Below are 25131 nucleotides of genomic sequence, written 5' to 3' on the forward strand. Positions count from 1 at the left end.
CGGGTTCAACGCAACTGGCTGATCAGCTGCGCCCGCGAGCGCACGCCGAACAGCAGCAGCAGCGTCGAGACATGGTTTTTCACCGTGCCTTCGCTCAGATGGGCCAGCTGCGCGATCTCGCGGTTGGCCTTGCCTTCGAGCACCCACTGCAGCACCTCGAGCTGCCGCGGCGTGAGCTGCTCCAGGGCCTCGGGCCGTTCGGCCGACGGTGTGGTCGACAACGGCCCGGGCAGCGCCGGCAGTCCGATGGCAGCGCTCTGCACGTCGAGCAGGCCGCAGGCGCGGATGAAGCTCACGACCTCGTTGAGGTCCGCCGACTTGGGCAGGAATGCGAGCGCGCCCTGGTCGAGCGCGCCGCGCGACAGCGTGGTGTCGACGGTGCCCGAGAGGACCACGATGCGGGCCAGGGGAAAGTGCGTGCGAAACGCGATCAGGCCCTCGAGACCCTGCGTGTCGGGCAGCGCGAGATCGAGCAGCACCAGGCCGATCGCGTCCTGCGCGGCCGCGTAGAGGGCCAGCGCGCTGGCCAGGCTGTCGGCCTCGAAGACCTCGGTGGCCGTTGCCGGATCGGTGGCCTGCGATTGCACCAGCGCGCGCACCCCCAGGCGCACCAGGTCGTGGTCATCGACGACCAGGATCGCACGGGGCCGTGCAGGGGGGAGGGCGGTGTCGGCGTGCGGAGGCGCCAGGGTGTGCAGGATCGATTCGGTTCGCATTGCGAACGATGGTAGCGAAGCGCACGGCAGGCGGAAGTGCCGGAAGTCACATCCGTGGACGCCGTCGCCCGCAACTCATTCGTTGCCGCCCACCGGATCGGCGTCCTCGTCTTCCGTGGCCGCCACCGGCTTCTTCAGGAAGCCGGCCGCGTTCTCGTCCGCGCCCGGCGCTCCTGCGCCCGCTTCTTCCCTGCGGAACTGCGCGGCGCGGCGCTGCGCTTCGGTGCCTGCGTGCTCGATCGGCTGTGCGCCGTGTTCAAGGTCGTCGTTCGTGGATGGCGGCATGGCGGGCTCCTTTGTGGGCTTCCAGTGAAACCGGGCCGCTGCTTCGCCGATGTAGGCGCTTGCGCAATCACCGGGTAGCCCGCGCAGGCCGCGGTGCTTCGGACCGATGCCGACAGGCCTTTTCCAATGGAGCGCGCTGAAGTCAAAAGTAGGAAGGGATTTCCATAATGAAAAGATATTCCACTTCTCATACGATGCGCTCTTGGGTTCTTCCAGGCGTGCCGAGCAGGGCGCCCTGGAGATTTCCTGGTGTTCCCTCTCTGCCGGCGGGGCCGTCGGCAGCCGAACCCCATGGCCCCTCGCCGCCATGGCGACTGCATCGTGATCAACAACAAGGAGACTGTCTTGAAATCCATGGACTCGTCGAGCTTCAAGCTCGCATTCACCGCCGCGGCGGTGCTGGCCATCGCGGCGTGCGGCGGCGGCAGCGGTGGCGGCGACGCGCCCGGTGCCGCGGTGCCGCCCGTGACCGTGGCGCCGACCGAGCCGGGCGTCACGACGCCACCCGTCGATCCGGTCACGCCGACGACCCCCGTGGTCGATGCCGAGGACAAGAGCTTCGACCTCTACTACAACGTGTGCCGGGGGACGGATTCCAAGTGCTACAACGACTGGGGTGCGTTCGCCACCACCCCGGACCGCGTGCTGATCTACTCGCGCACCGCCGGCCCGCGCCATGCGAACCTGGGCACGCCGATGGGCACTGGCATGAACCCGACGATGAACCCCGACAACGTGATGCAGGCCGGGTTGGTGCGGATGCTGGCCGAAGCCGGCATCACCGCCGACTGGACCGAAGACGTCGCGATCCTCGGGGCCCGGGTCAACAACTACAAGGCGATCATCTTCGCGAGCTCCAACCGCGACACCTTGTGGAACGATGCCGTGCCGACGAGCAACGATGCGGCGCGCACCGCGCTGCGCAACTACATGCGGCGCGGCGGTGGCTTCGTGGGGCTGCACAACGCCTTCGGCGCCGAATACAACTGGCCTTACTACGAGGGCCTGCTGGGCAACGCCAACTTCTACAACCACGGGCCCAACCGGGCGGGCGATGTGGAGATCGTCGCGCAGGACCCTTCGACCGACGGCGTTCCGGCGCGCTTCACCTTCCAGGACGAGTGGTACAACCTCACGCCCTTCCCGACCAACGTCAAGTTCCTGGCCAAGGTCGACACCTCGACGCTGCTGCCGTTGACGGCGGCGCCGCATCCGGGACACGCGGGCTTCCATCCGGTGGCCTGGTGCCAGTACTACGACGGCGGCCGCGCCTGGCTCTCGACACTGGGCCACAACACCCACTCGTTCACCGCGAACTCGACCGGCCCGGGCGCGGACGCGTTCCAGAAACTCGTGGTGCAGGGCGTCAAGTCGGCCATGGGCCTGACGCCCTTCTGCACCGACTAGTTCTCGCCATCGCTGCCGTCGCTCGAAGCACGGCAGCGCGTCCCCCCATCCGTGCGGCACCCGTCGCGTGAAGAGACCTCCATGAAACTCAAATCCCTGGCAGCCATGCTGCTGTCCTGCGGCGTGATCGCGTCGCCGCTCCTGCTCCACGGCTGCGGCGGCGACGACAGCGCGAGTGTCGGTGTGGGCGCCGGTCCCGGCACCGGCAGCGGACCCGGTCCCGATGGCGGTACCGCGCCCGTCGAGCCCACGCCGACGCCTGCGGTCGCCGCGGCGCTCGACGATTGCTGCACCCCCGGCGACAAGGACTTTCCCAAGGTCGGCGGCAACCTGGGCAACCAGAACTACTCGATGCTGCAGAAGGTCGGCAAGGCCGAGGTCGCGCAGCTGGGCGGCGCCTGGGTCAACCGCATCGAAGGCGGGCTGAACACCGGCACCAACCAGAGCACCACGGTGGTGGTCGACGGCGTGATCTACATCGAGTCGGCGCTGGGCAACGTGATCGCGGTAGACGGCAAGACCGGCGTCACGAAGTGGAAGTGGAGCACGCCGCATGGCGTGGTCACGCGCCGCGGCGTGGCGGTGGCCAAGGACCTCGGCCTGGTCTACACGCTCGCGGGCGGCAACCGGCTCGTGGCGTTGCGCAAGGACACGGGCGAGGTGGCCTGGACCAAGCAGTACCCGGGAAGCACCGACAGCGGCTTCGTCGGCGCGGTGCAGAAGGTGGCGCTGGTCTACCACGACAGGCGCCTCTACATCGGCACCAACGACGGCAACCGCGGCGCGGCCTTTTCGGCCGATGCCGGCAACGGCGAGGTGCTGACCGCGTTCTGGGGCGTGCCTCGCGTCGGCGAGCCCGGCCACGAGACCTGGGGCAATGCGCCGGAGACCGACCGCACGGGTGCCACGCCGTGGATCCACCCGGCGATCGACCCCGAACTCGGCCTGGTCTACTGGACCTTCGGCAACACGCGTGGCGGCTCCTCGCAGAACGGCTCGACGCGGCCCGGCCTCAACCTGTTCGCCAATTCGATCGTCGCGCTCGACCTCAAGACGGGCGAGTACAAGTGGCACTTCCAGTCGGTGCACCACGACATCTGGGACATGGACAACGTCATGGCGCCGGTGCTGGCCGACGTGCAGATCGAAGGCCGCCCGCGCAAGGTCGTGATCTACGGCAGCAAGACCGGCATGTACTACATCCTCGACCGCAAGGACGGCAGCGCGCCGCTGGGCATCGACGAGGTTCCGGTCAAGCAGGACGCGCGCCAGGCCACCTGGCCCACCCAGCCGATTCCGCGCCAGGGCGCCTGGACCGACTCCTGCGTGGTCGACCAGCCGCTGGGCACGGCCATCCCCGGCGACCCGAACCGCGCGGTGCCCCACTACAAGATCGGCTGCCTCTTCGATCCGCATTGGGACGTGCCCACGCTGTCCGCGCCGGGCCACGGCGGCGGCGCCAACTGGAACCACCAGTCCTTCAGCCCCGCCACCGGCCTGGTCTACACCGGCACCGGCTACGTGGCCGCGGCCCATTCGCTGACCGAGGCCTCCAACGGACTGCGGCCGCCCGGCGCGTACATGACCGGCGGCATCGTCGCGGTCGACCCGGGCACCAACCTGGTCAAGTGGAAGAAGCACATGCCGTACTCGCTGGCGCATGGCAACGGCATCCTGACCACGGCCTCGCGCCTGCTCTTCATCGGCCAGCCCGATGGCAACCTGCTGGCGATGGATGGCGACAACGGCAACGAGCTGTGGCGCTTCCAGACCGGCGCGGCCATCAGCGCGAGCCCGGTGAGCTACGAGATCGACGGCGAGCAATACGTCGCGGTGTACGCGGGCGGCACCGGCATTCCCTACGGCGATTCGGCAGCGCGCGGCGACTACCTGTGGGCCTTCAAGGTCGGCGGCACGGTGCCGCCCGCGGCCACGCCGCAGCCACCCACCGTGCGCCGTCCGGTGTCGGGCAGCGCGGTCGAAGGCGCGGCACTGCCTTCGCCCAACACGGTGTTCCTGGGGCGCGTGCCGACGGCCGCCAACGTGCCGGGTGCGGCCGAGTCGACGGCGGTGAATGCGATGACGCCGACCTGGATGCGCGTGCCGGTGAACACCACCGTGACCTTCACCAACCCGGCCGACAACGCCAACACGCACTGCGCGACCCAGTTCTTCGAAGGCCGGTTCGACTTCAGGCTGGCGCCGGGCGTCTCGGCGGCCCACACCTTCGACACGCCGGGCGAGTACTTCTACAACGATTGCCACAGCCCGCGGCCGACGGGGAAGATCGTCGTCTACTGAGCGCGCGCCCGCGCTGCTCTTGCCACGGCCTCGGTTTGCACCGAGGCCGTGTGCGTTGATGCAGCCTTCAGGCCGCGCGCTTCTTGAGCAGGGCCGAGGCGCCGCTGGCACCCGCGAGCTGCCGGGTGGTGCTGAGCAGCGCGGGCGCGAGCTCGAGCATGCGCTTCTCGGTGAGCCGCACCAGCGGTCCGGCGATGGTGACCACGCCGATCACCGCGCCGGCGTTGTCGCGGAGCGGCGCGGCCATCGCAGTCATCGCGGGTGCGAACACCTCCACGATCATGCTGAAGCCGCGCTGGCGCGTGGCCTTCAGATGGCTCAGCAGCGACTTCACCGAGGTGACGGCGCGTGGTCCGAAATCCTCCGGCTTGCCGAAGCCCTGGCGGGCCACGAGTTCGAGCGCGCGTTCGTCGCTCATCGTCGACAGCCAGGCGTGGCCCGCGGAGCTGCAGGAGAGGTTGACCGAGAGTCCCATGTCCGGGTCGTAGCGCAGTCCGCGCGTGGCGCCCTGCGCCTTGGCCACGAAGATCAGTTCGTCGCCGTCGACCACGCCCAGGCGCACCAGCTCGCCCGATTCGGACGCCAGCCGGTCGAGCAGCGGCTGCGCGATGTCGACCACGCCGCTGGCGCTCAGGAAGCCCAGGCCCAGCGACACCAGCTTGATGGTCAGCACGTAGTCGCCATGGCTCTGGTCCTGGCGCACGTAGCCGCAGCGGATCAACTCGGACAGCAGCCGATGCGTGGCGCTCAGCGGCATCTCGAGTTCGGAGGCCAGCGTCGACAGCGCCTTGCCGTCGGGGTGGGCAGCGAGGTGCTCCAGGACTTTCAAACTTCGCTCGAGGATGCTGCTCATCAGGGTTCTTTCTGTCGGTGTCTCGCCAGCCGTCGTGCGCAACCGAAATGGCTCGCCGCACGGGGTCGTTGCCACTGTATCAAAAGCGGAGACAAAAGGGTTTTCACTGTGGAAAACATTTCCGTTTAATTCTAGTATCGGTCCGTCGCGGCCTTCAGCAGGTCGCATCCATCCGATCTCACCAGGAGCATCCCCTTGAGAAAAACCGCCAGCCTGATGGCCGTCGCCGTCCTGTCCACCCTGTTGACCCTGCCGGCGTTCGCGCAGCAGGAGCGCGTGATCCGCTTCGGCCACCTCAACAACGCCGATCACCCGGTGAGCTTCGGCGTGAAGCGCTTCGCCGAAATCCTGGCCACGAAGAGCGGCGGCAAGATGAAGGTGCTGGAGTTCCCGGCCTCGCAGCTCGGCAACGAGATGCAGCAGCAGTCCGCGCTGCAGGGCGGCGTGCAGCAGATGTCCGCGCCCGCGACGACCTCGCTGGCGGGCATCGTCAAGGAGTTCGGCCTGGTCGACTTCCCGTTCGCGGTGAGCACCTTCGCGCAGGCCGATGCGCTGCTCGACGGCCCGCTCGGGCAGGCACTGATCGCGAAGCTGCCGGAGAAGGGCCTGGTCGCGCTGGGCTACTGGGACCTGGGCTTTCGCAACGTCACCAACAGCAAGCGCGCGATCACCAGGCCCGAGGACCTCGACGGCCTGAAGATCCGCGTGATCCCCAACCCGGTGTTCCTCGAGACCTTCAAGGCCTTCAAGGCGAACCCGGTGCCGATGCCCTTCGCCGAGCTCTATGGCGCGCTCGAAGCCAAGGCGGTCGACGGCCAGGAGAACCCGTACGCGGTGATCCTCTCGAACAAGTTCTTCGAAGTGCAGAAGTTCGTGAGCGCCACCAACCATGTGTACGCCGCGAACATCGTGCTGGTGAGCAAGAAGTTCTGGGACTCGCTCACGCCCCCGGAGCAGAAGATGATGAACGAGGCGGCCGACGAGGCCCGCGGCTATCAGCGGCAGGTCAGCCGTGCCGCGGCGCAGCGCGCGGTGGGCGATCTTCAGGCCAAGGGCCTGCAGTACAACGAGCTGGCACCGGCCGAGCAGGCGCGCATGCGCCAGATCGCCAAGCCCGTGATCGACAAGTTCGCCGCCAGCTACGACGCTTCGATCGTCAAGCTCTACAACGACGAGCTGGCGCGGATCCGCAAGTGATGCCGATGCGAGACCAACCCATGAAGATCCTCGTTCTCCACGGCCCCAACCTCAACCTCTTCGGCCGGCGCGAGCCGCACATCTATGGCCGCACGACGCTGGCCGAGATCAACGAGCGGCTCGCGCAGCTCGCGGCCGAACTGAAGGTCGAGCTGGCCATCCTGCAGTCCAACCATGAAGGTGCGCTGGTCGACTTCCTGCATGCGCACATCGACACGGCGCAGGGCGCGCTGGTCAATCCGGCCGGGCTCACGCAGCACGGCGTGCCGCTGCACGATGCGATCAAGGCGATGCCCTTTCCGACCATCGAGGTCCACATGTCGAACATCGCGGCACGCGAGGCCTGGCGCGCGCATTCGATCATCTCGCCGGCGGTCAAGGCGACGATCCAGGGGCTCGGCCCGATCTCCTACCTGGCGGCGCTGCGCGCACTGGTGCAGACCGTGACCGAAGCCACGGCGTGAGCGGATCGAAGGGCACGACATGAACCGATGGGTCGATGGCGTCTGCAGGGGAATCGATGGACTCATCGCTCTCATGCTGGCGCTGATGGTGTTGCTGGTGTTCGGCAACGTGGTGCTGCGCTATGGCTTCAACTCCGGCATCACGGTGTCGGAGGAGCTGTCGCGCTGGCTGTTCATCTGGATGACTTTCCTGGGCGCGGTGGTCGCGCTCAAGGAGCACGGCCATCTGGGCGTGGACATGGTGGTGCAGAAGCTCCCGCCGCGCGGCAAGAAGATCTGCCTGGCGCTCGGGCATCTGGTGATGCTCTACATCGTCTGGCTGCTGTTCCAGGGCAGCGTGGCGCAGGCGCGCATCAACTGGGACGTGACGGCACCCACCACCGGTGCGCCGATGGCCATCGTCTACGTCGCCAGCATCGTGTTCTCGGTGCTGGCCGCCATCGTCCTCGCGCTGGACCTGTACCGGATGTTCACCGGCCAGCTCAGCGATGCCGAACTGGTCATGGTGCAGGAGTCGGAAGAGTCCGTGCAGCTGCAGCAGATCCTCGGCGAGGCCGCGCAGCCGGCCCCGCCCTCGGCCCCCCGTTCCGGACCCCGTTCATGACCATCCTCGTTTTCGTCGGCGCGCTGCTTGCCGCCATGGCGCTCGGCATTCCGATCGCCTTCTCGCTCCTGGCCAGCGGCGTCGCGCTGATGTGGCACCTGGACCTGTTCGATGCGCAGATCCTGGCGCAGAACCTGATCGGCGGGGCCGACAGTTTCCCGCTGCTGGCGGTGCCCTTCTTCATGCTGGCCGGCGAGATCATGAACGTCGGCGGGCTGTCCAAGCGCATCGTCGACTTCGCGCTGGCGCTGGTCGGGCACGTCAAGGGCGGGCTGGGCTACGTGACCATCATGGCGGGTTGCCTGTTGTCGGCGCTGTCGGGTTCGGCGGTGGCCGATGCCGCGGCGCTCACGGCCTTGCTGCTGCCGATGATGGTGAAGGCCGGCCATGACAAGCCACGCGCGGCCGGCCTGATCGCGGCCACGGGCGTCATCGGCCCGGTGATCCCGCCCAGCATCGGCCTGGTGATCTTCGGCGTCGCGGCCAACGTGTCGATCTCGAAGCTGTTCCTCGCGGCCATCGTGCCGGGCCTGCTGCTTGGCGGCGCGCTGTGGGTCACCTGGGCCTGGCTGGTGCGGCGCGAGAAGCTCGTGCCGCCGCCGCGCAAGTCGGGCGCCGAGATCGCGCTGGCCTTCCGCAAGGCGCTCTGGGCGCTGATGCTGCCGGTGATCATCCTGGTCGGCCTTCGCATGGGCGTCTTCACGCCGACCGAAGCCGCGGTGGTGGCCGCGACCTACGCGCTCTTCGTCTCGACGGCGATCTACCGCGAGCTCCGCTGGCGCGATCTCTACGGCATCTTCGTGAGCGCCGCCAAGACCAGCGCGATCGTGATGTTCCTGATCGCCGCGGCCATGGTCAGCGCCTGGCTCATCACGGTGGCGGACCTGCCGTCGAAGGTGATCGGCCTGCTGCAGCCCTTCATGGACAACAAGATCCTGCTGATGGTCGCGATCATGGTGCTGGTCATGGTGGTCGGCACGGCCATGGACATGACGCCGACCATCCTGATCCTCACGCCGGTGCTGATGCCGGTGGTGAACGCGGCCGGCATCGATCCGGTCTACTTCGGCGTGATGTTCATCATCAACAACTCGATCGGCCTCGTGACCCCGCCGGTCGGCACGGTGCTCAACGTGGTGGCCGGCGTCGGCAAGATCTCGATGGACGACGTGACGCGAGGCGTGGTGCCCTTCATGCTGGCCGAGTTCGCGATGATGTTCCTCATGGTGCTGTTCCCGGTGCTGGTGACCTGGCCCGCCAAGCTGTTCGCGGGCTGATGTCGCGCTGCCTGCGCGCCCGTCGCTCCGAAGGGGGCGGGGCGTTCAGCGGTTCGCGACGATGAACAGCCGCGGGAAGGGCAGCAGCACCGTGCCGTCGGGCAGCGGCGGATAGGCCTCGGTGACGGCCTGCAGATAGCGGGCGAGGAAGGCCGCCTTCTCGTCCGCGTCCAGTGGACCCAGGAAGGGGCGCAGCGCCGAGCCCTCGAACCACTCGACCACCGCCGAGGGGCCGCCCGCCAGCGGGTGGAAGTAGGTGGTGCGCCAGACGTCGACGCGGGTGCAAAGCGGTTGCAGCAGTGCGTAGTAGAAATCCGCGCTGTGCCGCGCCGGATGCTTGACCGCGCCGATCTTGCCGGTCCAGGGGCCGTCGGCCGCGATCTGCCGGGCAAGCCGGTGCGCCGGTTCTTCGAGGTTGTCGGGGGTCTGGATGGCCAGGCTGCCGCCCGGGGCCAGTTGCTTGACAAGGTGCGGGTACAGCGTCGCATGGTCGGGCAGCCACTGGAGCGAGGCATTGGCCAGGATCACGTCGAAGGGCTGGGCCGGGTTCCAGGCGGCGATGTCGGCCAGCGCGAAGTCCATGCCGGGCAGGCGCTGGCGCGCGGCGGCCACCATGTCGTCGGAACTGTCGACGCCGCTGACCTGCGCCTGCGGGAAGCGCGCGGCCAGCACTTCGGTGGAGTTGCCCGGGCCGCAGCCCAGGTCGATGGCGTGGCGCACCGCCTTCGTCGGGATGGCGGCGACCAGGTCGCGGACCGGGCGGGTCCGCTCCTGTTCAAAGGTCGAGTACTTCTTGGCAGACCAGGTCATCGTGTGTTCCTTCGGGTGGGGTGAGGCTGTGCACGAGCGTAAGTCGATCGATCTATGATTTCAAATGCCAAGAATGAAGAGGTGCCATACCTCAGAGGTATTTCGATGCTTGAACTGCGACGACTCCACGCCTTTGTCGCGATTGCGCAAGAGGGCCACATCACGCGCGCCGCGGAGCGCCTGGGCATGCAGCAGCCACCGCTGACGCGGCTGTTGCAGGGCCTGGAAGCCGAACTGGGCGTGAAGCTGGTGGAGCGCCTGCCGCGCGGCGTGCGGCTCACCACGGCGGGCCAGGCGCTGCTGGAAGAAGCCCACGCGGTGCTGGAGCGGGCGGCCGGCGTGGCCGAGGTGGTGCGCCGCGCCGACCGCGGGGAACAGGGCCGGCTGGGCATCGGCTTCACCAGTTCGGCCGCGCTGCACCCCTTCGTGCCGCGCGTGCTGCGCCGGTTCAGGGAAACACTGTCCGGTGTGTCGGTGGTGCTGGAGGAGGCCGGCACCGGCGAGTTGATGGATGCGCTGGTCCATGAGCGCCTGGACGCGGCCTTCGTGCGATCGCCCCTGAGCGGCACCCCCGGCCTGCAGGTGGTGCCGATCCTCTCGGAGCCGATGTTGCTGGCGCTGCCCGTGGCGCATCCCCTGGCGCAGGAGCCGGGCGCGCCGCTTCGTCTGTCTGCCCTGGCCGGCGAGGGCTTCGTGCTGTACCGGCGCCGGGTGGGGTTGGGGCTGTACGACGCCATCCTGGTGGCCTGCAGGGAGGCGGGCTTCAGTCCCCGGGTGGTGCAGGAGGCGCCGCGCATGACGGCCACGCTGAGCCTGGTCGCGGCGGGCCTGGGCGTGTCCATCGTGCCGGCCTCGATGCAGCGCCTGCGTGGCGATGGCATCGTCTACCGGGCATTGTCCGGCTGTCCTGGCCTGAGCGCGCCGCTGCACCTGGCGACGCGCGTGGGCGACAACGACTCGGTGCTGCGCCGGCTGCGCGACATGGTGGCCGAGGACGCGGCGTCCGAAGCCGTCCACCCGCCTTTGCCGTGAGCCCAGCCCAGGGCGATCGAGGGCCGATGACTCTACGCCGTGCACACGGGAACTCAATCCGTGAAAACCTTGGCAGCTGCTGGTTCTAGAACTTTCAGCGACTGTCATCAAAAGTGCATTGAGCACTACGATGACCACATGTCCTTCCCGAACCCCGACTCCTCCGAATTCGCCGCACTGATGGACTTCGTCGCGACGGGTGGGCGCGATCGGGAGGCACTCCAGGCCTATCGCGATCCCGACGCGCTCAGCGCCGAACTGCTGGCACCGCGCGCGCGGGCCATGACCGCGAGCCTGGTGACCATCGCCAAGGCCGTGATCGGCCGGCCCGGCTGAGCGGCCTCAGCGTGTGGGCGCCGGAATCGGCGTCACCGTCTCGCGGATCACACCGCCCCCCATCACGCTGCCCTCGGTCGCCGAAGCGCCCGTGCCCCTAATCCGCGCTTCGCAATCGGCGCGGTCCGCCACCGGCTGCAACTGGCAGCGCTCGAGCGCGTTCTGGTCGTAGGTGCTCGGCGAGGCGCTGGTCAGCCCGTTGCGTTGCGCTTCCTGCTTGGCCGCACCGGCTTCCCTCAGGCAGGCCGCACGGTCCTGCTGCACGCCGTCGCAGGTGGCGCGTTCGCGCTGCATGCGGGCGTCGGTGCCGGGCGCTGCGCTTTGCGCGAAGGCGGCCGGCGCGCCGGCCAGGGCGCCGGCGGCGCACAGGGAAAGAGCGAGGGAACGGACAGAGATCTTCATGGTGCAACTCCTTGATGAGACGGCCACGCCGGTGAATCCGGGGTGCCAGGGCAAGCCACTGTGGTCCCCGGGCGCGGCGCCGCTGCGGGACGGCATGGCGAAGTGCCGGGCGTGTCGCCGTCAATCGCTGTCGGACGGGTCTTTCATCCCGCGGCCTTGCCGTCGCTGGCCGACGCCGCATCCTGCGTCTTGAACAGGCCGCGCACATTGGTGGCGGCCAGGCCGGCCTGCAAGGCGATCAGCGCCCAGGCCTGGGTATGCAGGCCCCAGGCCACCCAGAGCGCGTTGCTCAGCAGGAAGCACCAGAAGCCGATGTTGCGGCGGTGCTTGGCGTTCGAGCCCATGAGCCAGGCCGCGCCCAGCGAGGCGACCATCGCGGGCCATTGGACAAGGTCCAGCCATTCGGCGGAGAAGATCGGCATGGCGATGCTTTCGGGTGTTGCGGGGGCAGGCCATCCTAGGGCGCGCCGCGTGCCTTCACGCCTGCGGGGGCGCAATTGTGGCGATTGGCCGACAAGACCAGCCGGTCTTCGCAGGCATCATGCAAGCCGCCAAAACCGGCAGGCTGCATCGCGGCATCTTTTCTTCCACCGCATGGCTGACCACGCTTCCTTCCCCGCTGCGATCGCTGACCCGGCCACGATGCCGGACCTTCTCTCGTCCTGCCATGTGGAGCCGATACGGGTGCCCGGCGCGGTGCAGCCGCACGGCCGCCTGCTGGTGCTCGACCCGGCGACCCGGCGCCCGGTGGCCCGCAGCGAGAACTGGCCGCCCGACGCCGTGCCGTCGGCCGTGCACGCGCTCGATGCCTTGGCGTGGCCCGAGCTGCCGCCCGGCGCGGCGCCGACCTCGCTCGGCGTCTGGGCGCTGGACGGCGGCCGCTGGGACGTCTCGGGCCACCGGACCGAGCGGCACCTGCTGCTCGAGTTCGAGCCGGCGCAACCGACCGAGGGCAACGAAGCCCCGATCTACTCGCTGACGCGGGTCTTCCTGCCCTGCCTGCAGGACGCCGAGTCGGTGCAGGCGCTGACGCAGCTGGTGGCGGCCGAGATGAAGCGCCTGACCGGCTTCGGCCGCTGCCTGGTCTACCGTTTCGACGAGGCGGGCCACGGCGAGGTGCTGGCCGAGGCCATCGACGCCGGCTACGACAGCTATGCCGGCCACCATTTCCCGGCCGGCGACATCCCGCAGCAGGCGCGCGCCCTGTACGTGCTCAACCAGTTCCGCCTGATCGCCGATGCCAACTACATCCCGGTCCCGCTGCGCATCGAGGACGGCGCGCTGAGCGCCGCCGACATCGACCTGTCGCAGGCGCAGTTGCGCAGCGTGTCGCCGATCCACCTCGAGTACATGCGCAACATGGGCACGCTGGCGTCCATGTCGGTCTCGATCGTCATCGACGGCAAGCTCTGGGGACTGATCTCCTGCCACGACCACGCGCCACGCTTCATCGGCATGTCGACGCGGCTGGCCTGCGAGCACCTGGGGCAGCTGCTCGCGCTGCAGATCCGGTCGAAGGAGGCCAATCGCCTGGTCGCCGAGCGGCTGGCGCTGCGCCAGCTGACCCTGCAGATCGTCGCGCACCTGGCCGACAGCGACGCCACCCTCCAGCGCCTGGTGCTGGAGCCCTCGCTGATGCTGCGCGTCGCGCGGGCCACGGGGGCCGCGGTGGTGCGCGACGATGCGGTCTGGAGCGTCGGCGACGTGCCGTCCGACGCCGACGTCCAGGGCCTGGCGCAGTGGATCGCCGGCCTCGGCCAGGATGTCTATCACAGCGACACGCTGGCCCGGCACTACGCGCCCGCGGCCAGCCTCCCGTTCACCGCGGCCGGCGTGCTGGCGGTGTCGATCTCGCAGGTGCACCGTCACCTGATCCTGTGGTTCCGGCCGGAGATCGTCAAGACCGTGACCTGGGCCGGCAACCCGCGCAAGAACGCGATTGCCGAAGACGGGCGCATCCACCCGCGCAAGAGCTTCGAGGGCTGGCAGGAGCGCATCCGCGGCAGCGCCGCAGCCTGGTCCGATGCCGAGATCGGTGCCGTCGGCGAGCTGCGGCAGGCGCTGATCGGCATCGTGCTGCGGCGCGCCGAGGAACTCGCGGAGGTGGCGCATGAACTGACCCGTGTGAACAAGGAACTCGAAGCCTTCTCGTACACGGTGTCGCACGACCTGCGGGCCCCGATGCGCCACATCGCCGGCTATGTCGACCTGGTGGTCGACTCGGAAGGCAAGGCGCTGTCGCCGCGCGCACTGCGCTACATGGCCAACGTCAAGGACGCCGCCTCGTTCGCCGGCCAGCTGGTCGATGCCTTGCTGGACTTCTCGCGCATGGGGCGCGCCGCGCTCAAGCAGCGTGCGGTCGACACGCAGCTGCTGGTCGGCGACCTGGTGCGCGAGCTCTCGCGCCAGGAGCCGCCGGGCCGGCAGGTCGAATGGGTGCTGGATGCGCACTATCCGGCGATCCATGCCGATCCGCTGCTGCTGCAGGTGGCGGCCCGCAACCTGCTGGGCAATGCGCTGAAGTACTCGCGCGGCCGCGACCCCGCGCGCATCGCCGTGCGGGCCGTCAGCACCGAGGCGGGCGACGGCCTGGAGGTCGAGGACAACGGCGTCGGCTTCCAGATGCAGTACGTGGGCAAGCTCTTCGGCGTGTTCCAGCGCCTGCACCAGGCCGAGGAATTCGAAGGCACGGGCATCGGCCTGGCCAACGTCAAGCGCATCGTCGAACGCCACGGCGGCACGGTCTGGGCCGAGGGCGAGCCGGGCGTCGGCGCCCGCTTCGGCTTCGTGCTGCCCCGGCGCGAGGACCTCCCCGACCCGAACCCGACCGACACCCTTCCAACCCCCCCGCACGGAACCCTGTGATGCTGAAGCCGATCCTTCTCGTCGAAGACGACAAACGAGACCTCGAACTGACCCTGATCGCGCTCGAGCGCAGCCAGCTCGCCAACGAGGTGGTGATCCAGCGCGATGGCGCAGAGGCGCTCGACTACCTCAAGCGCGAAGGCGAGCACGCCGGCCGCACCGAGGGCAATCCGGCCGTCATCCTGCTCGACCTGAAGCTGCCCAAGGTCAACGGGCTGGAAGTGCTCGAAGCGGTGCGTGCCGACCCGGCGCTGCGCAGCGTGCCCGTCGTGATGCTGACCTCGTCGCAGGAAGAGGCGGACGTGCTCAAGAGCTACCAGCTGGGCGTCAACGCCTACGTGGTGAAGCCGGTGGCCTTCGATCGCTTCGTCAGCGCCATCGCCGACCTGGGCGTCTTCTGGGCCGTGCTGAACGAACCGCCGCCGGGTTCCCTGAAGGCGCTGCGCCACAATGAGCAGCCCTGATCCGACGGCGCGCGCCGGCCATGCGGCCGCGCTGCGCGTGCTGATCCTCGAGGACTCGCGCTTCGACGCCGAGCTGCTGACCGAGACGCTGTCCGAGACCTACACGGGCATCGAGACCACGATCGTGCAGCACGAGCAGGCCTTCGTGCAGGCCCTGGCGCGTCATCGCTTCGACGTGATCCTCTCCGACTTCGAACTGCCCGGCTTCTCCGGCGGGCAGGCGCTGGAACTGGCGCACGCGTCGGCGCCGTCGGTGCCCTTCATCTTCGTCTCCGGCGTGATCGGCGAGGACAACGCGGTCGAGCTGCTCAAGCGCGGCGCCACCGATTACGTCAGCAAGGGGCGCTTGGCACGCCTGCCGCTGGTGCTGGACCGCGCCTTGAAGGAGGCGGCCGATCGCCGCACGCTGGGCATCGCGGAGCACCGCTTACGCGATGCGCACGCGGCCGTCGACCGGATCGAGTCGCGCCGGATGGCGCTGATCGAATTGAGCGACCGCATCCGCGACATGGACGACCCTGTCGAGATCGCCTACGTGGCCGCGCAGACGCTGGCGCAGCAGCTGGGCGTCGACCGGGCCGGCTATGGCGTCGTGGACACCGCGGCCGAAACGATCACCATCGAGCGCGACTGGAATGCGCCCGGCGTGCGCAGCCTGGCCGGGGTGCTGCAGTTTCGCGACTACGGCTCCTACATCGAGGATCTCAAGCGCGGCGTGGTGGTCGCCTTCGCCGATGCACGCGAGGACGACCGCACCCAGGCCACCGCCGCCGCCCTCGAAGCCATCCACGCGCGCGCGGTCGTGAACATGCCGCTGACCGAGAACGGCGGCCTGGTCGGCCTGCTCTACCTCAACCATGGCGAGGTGCGCCCCTGGCCCGGCGACGAGCTGGAGTTCGTGCGCGACGTCGGCGACCGGCTGCGTTCGGCCATCGCGCGGCGCGAGGCGCAGATCGCGTTGACGGCCTTCGCCGCATCGCTCGAACGCCAGGTGGAAGCCCGCGCGGCCGAGCTCGAGGCGGCCCGGGAGCAGCTGCGGCAGAGCCAGAAGCTCGAGGCGGTGGGCCAGCTCACCGGCGGCCTGGCGCACGACTTCAACAACCTGCTGGCGGCGATCTCCGGCAGCCTCGAGCTCATGCGCCGGCGCGGGCCGCTGGCCCGTCCGGGCGACCTCGAGCGCTACATCGGCGTGGCGCAGGGCGCCACGCAGCGGGCGGCGGCCCTGACGCACCGGCTGCTGGCCTTCTCGCGCCGCCAGACGCTCGAGCCCCGGCACCTGGACCTGAACCCGCTGATCCGCGGCATGGAAGACCTGATCCGCCGCACCGTCGGGCCCGAGATCCGGCTGGACGTCCAGGCCGCGCCGGGCCTGTGGAGCGCGCACGTCGATGCGGGCCAGTTCGAGAATTCGCTGCTCAACCTGTGCATCAACGCGCGCGATGCGATGCCCAACGGTGGCCAGCTGGTCATCGAGACGACCAATCTGTCGCTGGACGCGCAGGCTGCCCGCGCTGCCGACCTCGCGCCCGGGGCCTACGTGTCCATCTGCGTGCGCGACAACGGCGTCGGCATGTCGGCGGAGGTGGCGCAGCGCGCCTTCGACCCCTTCTTCACCACCAAGCCGCTGGGCATGGGGACCGGCCTGGGCCTGTCGATGATCTACGGCTTCGCCAAGCAGTCCGGCGGACGCGTCGGCATCCGCTCGACGGTGGGCGAGGGGACGGCGGTGACCATCGAGCTGCCGCGCAGCGAGGTGCCGGCCGAGGCCCAGGCGGCGCCGCCCCCCGGCATGGAGGCCGCGCCGCGCGCGCCTGCCGGCGAGACGGTGCTGGTGGTCGACGACGAAGCCGCGCTGCGCATGCTGATCGTGGAGGTCATGCAGGAACTCGGCTACGCCACGCTCGAGGCCGGCAACGGGGCCGAGGCCCTGCGCTGGCTGCATTCGGGCCGGCAGATCGACCTGCTGATCACCGACGTGGGCCTGCCCGGCGGCATGAACGGCCGCCAGGTGGCCGATGCCGCGCGCACCGGGCGGCCCCAGCTCAAGGTGCTGTTCATCACCGGCTACGCGGAAAGCGTGGTGCTCGGCCAGGGCTCCTTCGACCGCGACATGCACGTGATGACCAAGCCCTTCGAGATGCACGCGCTGGCCCGGCGCGTCAAGGACCTGATCGACGGGTCCTGAGGCGCGTCGGGTCCGGGTGCGCGCCTATTCGGGCAGCGTCGCCGCGACCCGGCCGGCCGCGATGCGCTGCGCCAGGTGCGCCAGCGCCTCCTCGACCTGGTCGACCAGGATCAGCGAGAGGTCGCCCGGCTGCAGCATCGCCAGCGCGCGGTCGATGGCCACGAACTCGCCGCGGATCTCCTCCACATGCTGGGTGCGGCGCGCGCCCTGCAGGCCCTGGCGCAGCAGCGCCATCACCTCGCCGTCGGCGCGGCCGCGCTGGGCCGCGTCCTGGTAGAGGATCACGTCGTCGAAGGCTTCGCCCAGGATCGCAGTCTGGTCGCGGATGTCGCAGTCGCGCCGGTCGCCGGCGCCGCTGATCACCACCGAGCGGCGCTGGGCCGGCAGGGTGTCGACCGCGGCCACCAGCGCCTTCATGGCGTCGGTGTTGTGGCCGTAGTCGGCGATCACGGTGGCGCCGTTGTACTCCATCACGTTGAAGCGGCCCGGCACGCCGGCGGCGTCGTTCATGAAGCTCGACAGCCCGCTGCGGATGGTGTCCCAGTCCAGGCCCACGGCCCAGGCCGCGGCCGTGGCGGCCATCACGTTCTCGACCTGGAAGGGCAGGGTGCCGTTGCGGGTGATCGGCACGTCGCGCAGCGGCACGCGCTCGCGCCACGAGCCCTCGGCCGCGACCAGCGCATCGCCGTCGATGTGCACCGTGCGCTTGCCCTGCGCGCGGTGCGTGGCCATCACCGGGTGCTGGCGGTCGACGCTGAAGAAGATCACGCCGCCGGGGCAGCCGGCGGCCATCGCGGCCACGTTGGGGTCGCTGGCGTTGAGCACCGCGTAGCCGCTGTCGGCCACGTTGCGCACGATCACGCGCTTGAGCACCGCCAGGTCCTCGACCGTGGTGATGTAGTTCAGGCCCAGGTGGTCGCCGCTGCCGATGTTGGTCACCACCGCCACCTGGCAGCGGTCGAAGCCCAGGCCCTCGCGCAGCACACCGCCGCGCGCGACCTCGAACACGGCCGCGTCGACTTCGGGGTGCAGCAGCACGTTGCGCGCGCTCTTGGGGCCGCTGCAGTCGCCGCTGTCGGTCTGGCGGCCGTCGACCCACACGCCGTCGGTGTTGGTCATGCCGGTGCGCAGGCCGCTCGAGGCCAGGATGTGGTTGATCAGCCGCGCGGTGGTGGTCTTGCCGTTGGTGCCGGTGACGGCCACGACCGGGATGCGGCCGTCGTCGCCGTGGGCGAACAGCGTGTCCATCACCGCCTCGCCGACCGCGCGGCCGCGGCCGAACGAGGGCGAGATGTGCATGCGCAGGCCGGGTGCCGCATTGACCTCGACCACGCCGCCGTGCTGTTCCTCCAGCGGGCGCAGCACGTTCTCGCAGACCATGTCGACGCCGCAGATGTGCAGGCCGACCATCTGCGCCGCGTCGACCGCGCGCGCGGCGATCTCGGGGTGCACGGTGTCGGTCACGTCGGTGGCGGTGCCACCGGTCGAGAGGTTCGCGTTGTTGCGCAGCACCACGCGCTGGCCCAGCGCGGGCACGCTGTCGGGCGTCAGGCCCTGGGCCTCGAGGCGGCCGACCGCGATGTCGTCGAGCCGGATCTTGGTCAGCGAGGTCGCATGACCTTCGCCGCGGCGCGGGTCGAGGTTGACGGTGTCGACCAGCTGCCGGACGGTGGCGCTGCCGTCGCCGATCACCTGCGGCGGATCGCGCCGCGCGGCGGCCACCAGCCGGTCGCCCACCACCAGCAGGCGGTAGTCGAAGCCGGGCAGGAATTTCTCGACCATGACTTCGCCGTAGGTCGCGGCCGAGGCATAGGCGGCGTCGAGCTGTTCGCGGGTCACGATGTTGACCGTCACGCCCTTGCCCTGGTTGCCGTCCTGCGGCTTCACCACCACCGGCAGGCCGATCTCGAGCGCGGCGGCCCAGCCGTCGGCGGCGTCGCTGACCGGGCGGCCCAGCGGCACCGGCACGCCGGCCGCATTGAGCAGCTGCTTGGTGAGTTCCTTGTCCTGCGCGATGGCCTCGGCCACGCCGCTGGTGCTGTCGATCTCGGCGGCCTGGATGCGGCGCTGGCGCGAGCCCCAGCCGAACTGCACCAGGCTGCCGCGCGTGAGCCGGCGGTAGGGAATGCCGCGCGCCACGGCCGCGTCGACGATCGAGCCGGTGCTCGGGCCCAGGCGCTCGGATTCGTCGAGGTCGCGCAGCTCGGCGATCGCAGCCTGCAGGTCGAAGCTGCCGTCGTCCAGCGCGGCGGCGATCAGCTCCTCGGCCAGCTTCACCGCGCGCCGGCCGACGGCCTCTTCGCAGTACTGCATCACGACCTGGTAGACGCCGTCTTCGGTGGTGCGCGTGGTGCGGCCGAACACCACGCTGCAGCCCGACTGGGCCTGCAGCGCCATCACGGCGTTCTCGAGCACGTGGGCCAGCGCCAGCGGCTGGCCCAGCACCATCGGGTGCAGCTCGCCGATGGTCGGGAACAGCGCGCGCAGGCGGGCCTCGAAACCGGGCAGCTGCTCGATCGCGTTCTCGGCGCCGTGGCAGGCGACAACGGCCTCGATGGCCGTGTGACGGCTCCAGAGATTGGGGCCGCGCAGGGCGCGGATGCGGGTGACTTGCATGGCGGTGAAACCTTTGCGGCCATCGAAGGCCGTCGATTCATCAGGCGAATTGGGGCTCGGGCTGCGGCGCGCTCTGCGACAGCTGCAAGGAGGCGAGGGCGGCTTGCAGGTCGGCCTCGAAGGCCTCGGCGCCGGCGCCGATCAAATTGAGCGGAATGCCCAGGGCCCAGGCGGCGGCGACCGCGGCCAGCAGCACATCGAGGCTGACGCCCGCGTGCGTGGCGCGCCAGACCGTGAGCCGGCCCAGGCCGGGCAGGAAGGACTCGCTGGTGCCGTTGGCCAGCACCACGCGGTCCTGGCGCACCAGCACGGCCTTGCCGCCCTGGGCGCGGTGCGGCGCCAGCGCGGCGGCCTGCGGGTCGGCCGCATAGAGGATCACGGCGCCGTCGCACAGCGGCGCCAGCGCGGCCACGCGCGGATCGACGGCGTTCAGCACGGCGGTGCCCTGGGGCAGCACCACGTCGACCTGGGTGCGCAGCACCCGGACCATCTGGTCGCTCTCGGTGATGTCGAACTCGGCCAGTTCCTCGGCGCCGTCGAGGTCGGTCACGATGCCGACCTGGCAGCGGTCGTAGGCCAGGCCGTCGCGCAGGATCGATGCAGCGCCGTTCTCGATCACCACGGCCTGCACCGAGCGGTTGACCAGCAGCCGGTGGCCGGCTTCCCAGTTGGCGCTCGGGCGCGCGTCGACGCGGCGGCGCTCGAGGAACAGGCCGTCGCCGCAGGCCAGGCCGGTGTAGCGGCCGCCCAGGCCGGTGAGCCAGGCCAGCAGGCGCGCCAGCACGGCGGTGTCGCGCGAGCCGGCCACGCCGACCACGGGGATGCGGCCGGGCAGCTCGGCGTCGTCGCCGTCGGGGAACAGGTGCTCGCAGATCACGCGGCCCACGGGGCGGGGCGATCCGACGGCCGGTTTCAGGTGCATCAGCAGGCCCGGGCCGGCGTTGACTTCGACGATCGCGCCGCGCTGGCCCGCCAGCGGCCGCGAGATGTCCTCGGCCACCATGTCGATGCCGGCGATGTCCAGGCCGACCACGCGCGCGGCCAGCACGGCCGCATGGGCCACTTCGGGGTGGACCTGGTCGGTGCAGTCCACGCCCAGGTTGCCGCTGCGCTGGATCGTGACGACCCGGCCCTTGGCCGGCACGGCCTCGCCGTCGAGCGCCTGGCGCTGCAGTTCGAGCTGCAGCTTGGCGTCGGTCGCGAGCACGATCACGTCGAGCGGGAATTCTTCCTCGGCGCCGCGGCGCGGGTCGCTGTTGAGCTGGCTGTCGATCAGCGCGGCCACGGTCGAGACGCCGTCGCCGGTCACGGTGATGATGTCGCCGCGCGCCGCCGCGACCACCTGGCCGCCCACTACCAGCAGGCGGTGCTCGTGGCCGCGCACGAAGCGCTCGACCATCACGTCGCTGCCTTCGGGCTCGGCCACCGCGAAGGCGGCCATGACTTCTTCCCGCGTCGTGAGTTCGAGCGAGACGCCGCGGCCGTGGTTGGCGTCCGAGGGCTTGACCACCACCGGCAGGCCGATGTCCTCGGCCGCTTCCCAGGCTTCCTCGGCGCTCTCGACCACCTGGCCTTCGGGCACCGGCACGCCGCAGCTCTGCAGCAGCGACTTGGTCAGTTCCTTGTCGCTGGCGATCGATTCGCCGATGGCACTGGTGTGGTCGGTCTCGGCGGTCCAGATGCGCTGCTGGCTCGCGCCGTAGCCCAGCTGCACCAGGTTGCCGCCGTTCAGGCGCAGGTGCGGGATGCCGCGGTCGGTGGCCGCGCCCACGATGGCCGCGGTGCTCGGGCCGAGGTAACAGTCCTCGACCTTGGCCTTGACCACGTCGACGGCGCGCTGCACGTCGGCGGCGTCGAAGGGCGTGTCGTTGATGGCGGCCATCAGCAGGCGGTGGCCTTCGGCCAGCGCGACGCGCGCGACCTGCTCGTCGCGGGCCCGGAACACCATTCGGTAGACCGCGTGCTGCGAGGTGCTGCGGGTCTGGCCGAAGCCGGTCGGCATGCCGGCCAGGTTCAGCAGCTCGATCACCACGTGCTCGAGCACGTGGCCGGCCCAGGTGCCTTCGTTGAGGCGCTGGATGAAGCCGCCACGCTCGCCCACGCCGCAGTGGTGCTCGATCAGCGCCGGCAGCAGGGTGGTCAGGCGCTCGGTGAAGCCGGGCACCAGGTTCGAGGGGAAGTCCTCGAGCCGGCCCAGGTCGAGCCAGACCTCGAGCACCGGACGGTAGGTCCAGAGGTTCGGGCCGCGCAAATAACGGGTACGGAGCAGTCGGATGTCGTCGAAACAGGTCATGGAAACGTTCGTTGTGCTTGGGCCGAGCACGCGGGCGCCCTCAGGCGCGCCCATGGCGATCGATCAGAATCGGCGCCGGGCGGGCACCTTGGCGTGGTTCGGCGAGGACCAGAGACACAGAAAGACAATGCAACATCACGATCCAATCGGCACCCCGGAGGGCGAAGCGGGGCCGGTTTCAGAAGCGCTGAAAAGCCGGCTCTCAGTCGCGGAAAACGTTCTGGCGACGCTCACGGTTGACCTTGACGGCGAACTTCGGTTTGCACAAGGGCTGCTGGCCCTCACCGATCGGCGCCTGCTGGCCCGATCCGCAGAGGGGGTCTGGCGTGAGTGGGCGCTTACAACAGCCGGACTTTCCATGCAGCTGATCGATCACGCGGGCGTCGGCACGATCGACCTGCAGGGCGACGCCGGCCAACTGGCGCGCTGGCGTTACACCTTGGCACAGCAAACGGACGCGCTGCGCCTGTTCAAGCTGCTGGGGCAGCGGGCGGGTGCTGTCGCGCCCGCGACAGGGCCGACCGATGCGGAAGAGCTGCCCGCCGAGGCCGCCTCCGCGGCACCGCCGTCCACCTGGGTGCTGCTGCGCCTCGCGCGCTTCGCCAAGCCCTACCGCAAGCAGCTGATCGCCGGCTTCCTGCTGACCCTGGCCTCGACCGCCGCCACGCTGGTGCCGCCCTACCTGACCATCCCGCTGATGGACGACATCCTGATCCCGTTCCAGAACGGCCACCAGATCGCCATGAGCAAGGTCGCGACCTTCCTGGGCGCGCTGCTGGCGGCCGCGCTGGCGGGCTGGGGCCTGGGCTGGGCCCGCACCTATCTGCTGGCGCTGGTGTCCGAGCGCATCGGCGCCGACCTGCGCACCACCACCTACGAACACCTGCTGACCTTGCCGCTCGACTACTTCGGCGGCAAGCGCACCGGCGACCTGATGGCGCGCATCGGCTCCGAGACCGACCGCATCAACGTCTTCCTGTCGCTGCACGCGCTCGACTTCCTGACCGACGTGCTGATGATCGTGATGACGGCGGTGATCCTGTTCTCGATCAACCCGCTGCTGGCGGTGGTCACGCTGGTGCCGCTGCCCTTCATCGCCTGGATGATCCACGTGGTGCGCGACCGGCTGCGCACCGGCTTCGAGAAGATCGACCGGGTGTGGAGCGAGGTCACCAACGTGCTGGCCGACACCATCCCCGGCATCCGCGTGGTCAAGGCCTTCGCGCAGGAGAAGCGCGAGGCCGACCGCTTCCATGCCGCCAACGCCTACAACCTGCAGGTCAACGACAAGCTCAACAAGACCTGGTCGCTGTTCACGCCCAGCGTGTCGCTGCTGACCGAGATCGGGCTGCTGGTGGTCTGGGGCTTCGGCATCTGGCAGGTGGCGCGCGGCAGCATCACGGTGGGCGTGCTGACCGCCTTCATCGCCTACATCGGGCGCTTCTACACGCGGCTCGATTCGATGAGCCGCATCGTCTCGGTCACGCAGAAGGCCGCGGCCGGTGCCAAGCGCATCTTCGACATCCTCGACCACGTGAGCAACGTGCCTGAGCCGCTCAACCCGGTGAAGGTCGAGCGCCCCACGGGCCGCATCGAGCTGGCCGGCGTGGGCTTCCGCTACGGTTCGCGCGCTGTGATCCGCGATCTCGACCTGGTGATCCAGCCCGGCGAGATGATCGGCCTGGTCGGCCACAGCGGCTCGGGCAAGAGCACGCTGGTCAACCTGATCTGCCGCTTCTACGACGTGACCGACGGCGCCATCAAGGTCGACGGCACCGACATCCGCCGCTTCGCGGTGGCCGACTACCGGCGCCACGTCGGGCTGGTGCTGCAGGAGCCCTTCCTGTTCTTCGGCACCATCGCGCAGAACATCGCCTACGGCAAGCCCGAGGCCACGCGCGAGGAGATCGTCGCGGCCGCGCGTGCCGCGCATGCGCACGACTTCATCCTGCGCCTGCCGCACGGCTACGACTCGCTGGTGGGCGAACGCGGCCAGGGCCTGTCGGGCGGCGAGCGCCAGCGCATCAGCATCGCGCGCGCGCTGCTGATCGATCCGCGCATCCTGATCCTCGACGAGGCCACTTCGGCGGTCGACACCGAGACCGAGAAGGAGATCCAGAAGGCGCTCGACAACCTGGTCAAGGGCCGCACCACCATCGCCATCGCGCACCGGCTGTCGACGCTGCGCAAGGCCGACCGTCTGGTGGTGATGGACCGCGGCGAGGTGGTCGAGGTCGGGCCGCACGACGTGCTGATGGAAAAGCAGGGCGCCTACTGGCGGCTCTACCAGGCGCAGCTGCGCCAGGCCGACGAGGAGGCCAGCGACGGTGCCGTGGCCGAACGCACCGCGGTGGCCGTGGCGCTGTCGAACCAGACCCATGCGGCCCACCCCGCGGGAGACGCGTGATGAGCCTCATGAACACCCCCGACTTCCAGCTGTCCCGGGACGCCTTCGGCCGCCTGCTGCTGACCGATGCCGACGGCCAGCGCCACGAGGGCATCGTGCCGGTGCGTGCCTTTCCGCTCAGCGCGCCGCAGGCCGGCCTGTCGCTGGTGGGCGCCGACGGCCGCGAGCGGCTCTGGATCGACCGGCTCGACGACCTCCCGCCCGCGATGCGCGCGCTGCTCGACGAAGAACTCGCGGCCCGCGACTTCGCGCCGGCGCTGCTGAAACTGCATGCGGTGTCGAGCTTCGGCGTGCCCAGCACCTGGCGCGTGGACACCGACCGCGGCCCGACCCGCTTCGTGCTCAAGGCCGAGGAAGACATCCGCCGGCTGGCCGACGGTTCGCTGCTGATCGCCAGCGCCCACGGCGTGCAGTTCCGGATCGCCGATCCCAAGACGCTGGACCGGGCGTCACGCAAGCTGCTGGAACGCTTTCTCTGATCCCGCGCGGCGCTTGCGCCAGGCGATCGACCCGTGCAAAAAAGGTTTTCGGCGCGCAGGCCGTGCGCGGTTGCGCATCGATTTTCTTGCGCCGAAATGAAAACTTTTCAATTCTTTCGGGTGTCAATTCACGCCGGC

The 25131-nt window shown here is 69.7% G+C and carries 21 protein-coding genes; 13 read left to right on the forward strand and 8 right to left on the reverse strand.

Annotated elements, in window-relative coordinates; all coding sequences use genetic code 11:
• Positions 1-5: 5 nt before the first annotated feature.
• Positions 6-716, reverse strand: coding sequence for a LuxR C-terminal-related transcriptional regulator (locus tag K0H49_RS20385; RefSeq protein ID WP_219216320.1), 711 nt, complete (start codon positions 714-716; stop codon positions 6-8).
• A gap of 75 nt (positions 717-791) precedes the next feature.
• The gene (locus K0H49_RS20390) at positions 792-1001 is read right to left on the reverse strand and encodes a hypothetical protein (RefSeq protein ID WP_219216322.1); all 210 of its coding nucleotides are present in this window, start codon (positions 999-1001) and stop codon (positions 792-794) included.
• A 354-nt stretch (positions 1002-1355) separates the two neighbouring features.
• Here K0H49_RS20390 and K0H49_RS20395 point away from each other — a divergent pair, with 354 nt between their 5' ends.
• Both K0H49_RS20395 and K0H49_RS20400 read left to right on the forward strand, forming a co-directional pair.
• On the forward strand, positions 1356-2408 hold the full coding sequence (locus K0H49_RS20395; RefSeq protein ID WP_219219027.1) for a ThuA domain-containing protein: 1053 nt from the start codon (positions 1356-1358) through the stop codon (positions 2406-2408).
• An 81-nt stretch (positions 2409-2489) separates the two neighbouring features.
• Entirely contained in the window at positions 2490-4709 is a 2220-nt protein-coding gene (locus tag K0H49_RS20400) for an outer membrane protein assembly factor BamB family protein (protein WP_219216325.1), read from the forward strand.
• Positions 4710-4776: 67 nt separating this feature from the next.
• Here K0H49_RS20400 and K0H49_RS20405 read toward each other — a convergent pair whose 3' ends face one another.
• On the reverse strand, positions 4777-5562 hold the full coding sequence (locus K0H49_RS20405; protein WP_219216326.1) for an IclR family transcriptional regulator: 786 nt from the start codon (positions 5560-5562) through the stop codon (positions 4777-4779).
• A 216-nt stretch (positions 5563-5778) separates the two neighbouring features.
• Here K0H49_RS20405 and K0H49_RS20410 point away from each other — a divergent pair, with 216 nt between their 5' ends.
• The 4 genes from K0H49_RS20410 to K0H49_RS20425 are packed head-to-tail and all read left to right on the forward strand — an operon-like array spanning position 5779 to position 9104.
• On the forward strand, positions 5779-6759 hold the full coding sequence (locus K0H49_RS20410) for a TRAP transporter substrate-binding protein (RefSeq protein ID WP_219219029.1): 981 nt from the start codon (positions 5779-5781) through the stop codon (positions 6757-6759).
• Positions 6760-6779: 20 nt separating this feature from the next.
• Positions 6780-7223 carry a type II 3-dehydroquinate dehydratase gene (locus K0H49_RS20415; protein WP_219216328.1) on the forward strand — a complete coding sequence of 148 codons (444 nt, stop codon included), beginning with the start codon at positions 6780-6782 and terminating at the stop codon, positions 7221-7223.
• A 19-nt stretch (positions 7224-7242) separates the two neighbouring features.
• Complete coding sequence (locus K0H49_RS20420) at positions 7243-7827, forward strand: TRAP transporter small permease (RefSeq protein ID WP_219216330.1); 585 nt, start codon at positions 7243-7245, stop codon at positions 7825-7827.
• Complete coding sequence (locus K0H49_RS20425) at positions 7824-9104, forward strand: TRAP transporter large permease (RefSeq protein ID WP_219216332.1); 1281 nt, start codon at positions 7824-7826, stop codon at positions 9102-9104. Before K0H49_RS20420 ends, K0H49_RS20425 begins: the two co-directional genes overlap by 4 nt.
• A 45-nt stretch (positions 9105-9149) precedes the next feature.
• On the opposite strand, the gene tam is transcribed toward K0H49_RS20425, so the two are convergent.
• The gene (tam, locus tag K0H49_RS20430) at positions 9150-9914 is read right to left on the reverse strand and encodes a trans-aconitate 2-methyltransferase (RefSeq protein ID WP_219216333.1); all 765 of its coding nucleotides are present in this window, start codon (positions 9912-9914) and stop codon (positions 9150-9152) included.
• A gap of 105 nt (positions 9915-10019) precedes the next feature.
• Here tam and K0H49_RS20435 point away from each other — a divergent pair, with 105 nt between their 5' ends.
• Positions 10020-10946 (forward strand): LysR family transcriptional regulator, encoded by a 927-nt coding sequence (locus K0H49_RS20435; RefSeq protein ID WP_219216337.1) that lies wholly within the window; start codon positions 10020-10022, stop codon positions 10944-10946.
• 138 nt (positions 10947-11084) lie between these two features.
• Positions 11085-11282 (forward strand): hypothetical protein, encoded by a 198-nt coding sequence (locus K0H49_RS20440; RefSeq protein ID WP_219216339.1) that lies wholly within the window; start codon positions 11085-11087, stop codon positions 11280-11282.
• A gap of 6 nt (positions 11283-11288) precedes the next feature.
• On the opposite strand, the gene K0H49_RS20445 is transcribed toward K0H49_RS20440, so the two are convergent.
• Both K0H49_RS20445 and K0H49_RS20450 read right to left on the reverse strand, forming a co-directional pair.
• On the reverse strand, positions 11289-11684 hold the full coding sequence (locus tag K0H49_RS20445; protein ID WP_219216341.1) for a hypothetical protein: 396 nt from the start codon (positions 11682-11684) through the stop codon (positions 11289-11291).
• A gap of 143 nt (positions 11685-11827) precedes the next feature.
• Positions 11828-12106: a hypothetical protein gene (locus K0H49_RS20450; protein ID WP_219216343.1), complete on the reverse strand. Its 279-nt coding sequence runs from the start codon at positions 12104-12106 to the stop codon at positions 11828-11830.
• 172 nt (positions 12107-12278) lie between these two features.
• On the opposite strand from K0H49_RS20450, the gene K0H49_RS20455 reads away from it, so the two are divergent.
• Genes K0H49_RS20455 through K0H49_RS20465 form a run of 3 tightly spaced genes read left to right on the forward strand, consistent with a single transcriptional unit; the run spans position 12279 to position 17198 of the window.
• On the forward strand, positions 12279-14549 hold the full coding sequence (locus K0H49_RS20455) for an ATP-binding protein (protein ID WP_257625040.1): 2271 nt from the start codon (positions 12279-12281) through the stop codon (positions 14547-14549).
• The gene (locus K0H49_RS20460; protein WP_219216346.1) at positions 14549-15013 is read left to right on the forward strand and encodes a response regulator; all 465 of its coding nucleotides are present in this window, start codon (positions 14549-14551) and stop codon (positions 15011-15013) included. Before K0H49_RS20455 ends, K0H49_RS20460 begins: the two co-directional genes overlap by 1 nt.
• A complete protein-coding gene (locus K0H49_RS20465; protein ID WP_219216347.1) occupies positions 15000-17198 on the forward strand; it encodes a response regulator in 2199 nt (732 codons plus the stop codon). The genes K0H49_RS20460 and K0H49_RS20465 overlap by 14 nt, the downstream gene beginning before the upstream one ends.
• 24 nt (positions 17199-17222) lie before the next feature.
• Here K0H49_RS20465 and cphA read toward each other — a convergent pair whose 3' ends face one another.
• Positions 17223-19814 (reverse strand): cyanophycin synthetase, encoded by a 2592-nt coding sequence (gene cphA, locus K0H49_RS20470; protein WP_219216350.1) that lies wholly within the window; start codon positions 19812-19814, stop codon positions 17223-17225.
• Between the two features lie 40 nt (positions 19815-19854).
• Positions 19855-22107 carry a cyanophycin synthetase gene (locus K0H49_RS20475; RefSeq protein ID WP_257625041.1) on the reverse strand — a complete coding sequence of 751 codons (2253 nt, stop codon included), beginning with the start codon at positions 22105-22107 and terminating at the stop codon, positions 19855-19857.
• A gap of 127 nt (positions 22108-22234) precedes the next feature.
• Here K0H49_RS20475 and K0H49_RS20480 point away from each other — a divergent pair, with 127 nt between their 5' ends.
• Positions 22235-24514, forward strand: coding sequence for a cyanophycin metabolism-associated ABC transporter (locus K0H49_RS20480; protein ID WP_219216370.1), 2280 nt, complete (start codon positions 22235-22237; stop codon positions 24512-24514).
• Positions 24514-24993: a cyanophycin metabolism-associated DUF1854 family protein gene (locus K0H49_RS20485; RefSeq protein ID WP_219216372.1), complete on the forward strand. Its 480-nt coding sequence runs from the start codon at positions 24514-24516 to the stop codon at positions 24991-24993. Before K0H49_RS20480 ends, K0H49_RS20485 begins: the two co-directional genes overlap by 1 nt.
• The last annotated feature ends 138 nt before the right edge of the window (positions 24994-25131 follow it).

The sequence above is a fragment of the Variovorax boronicumulans genome (assembly GCF_019352895.1).
Lineage (GTDB): Bacteria > Pseudomonadota > Gammaproteobacteria > Burkholderiales > Burkholderiaceae_C > Variovorax > Variovorax boronicumulans_A.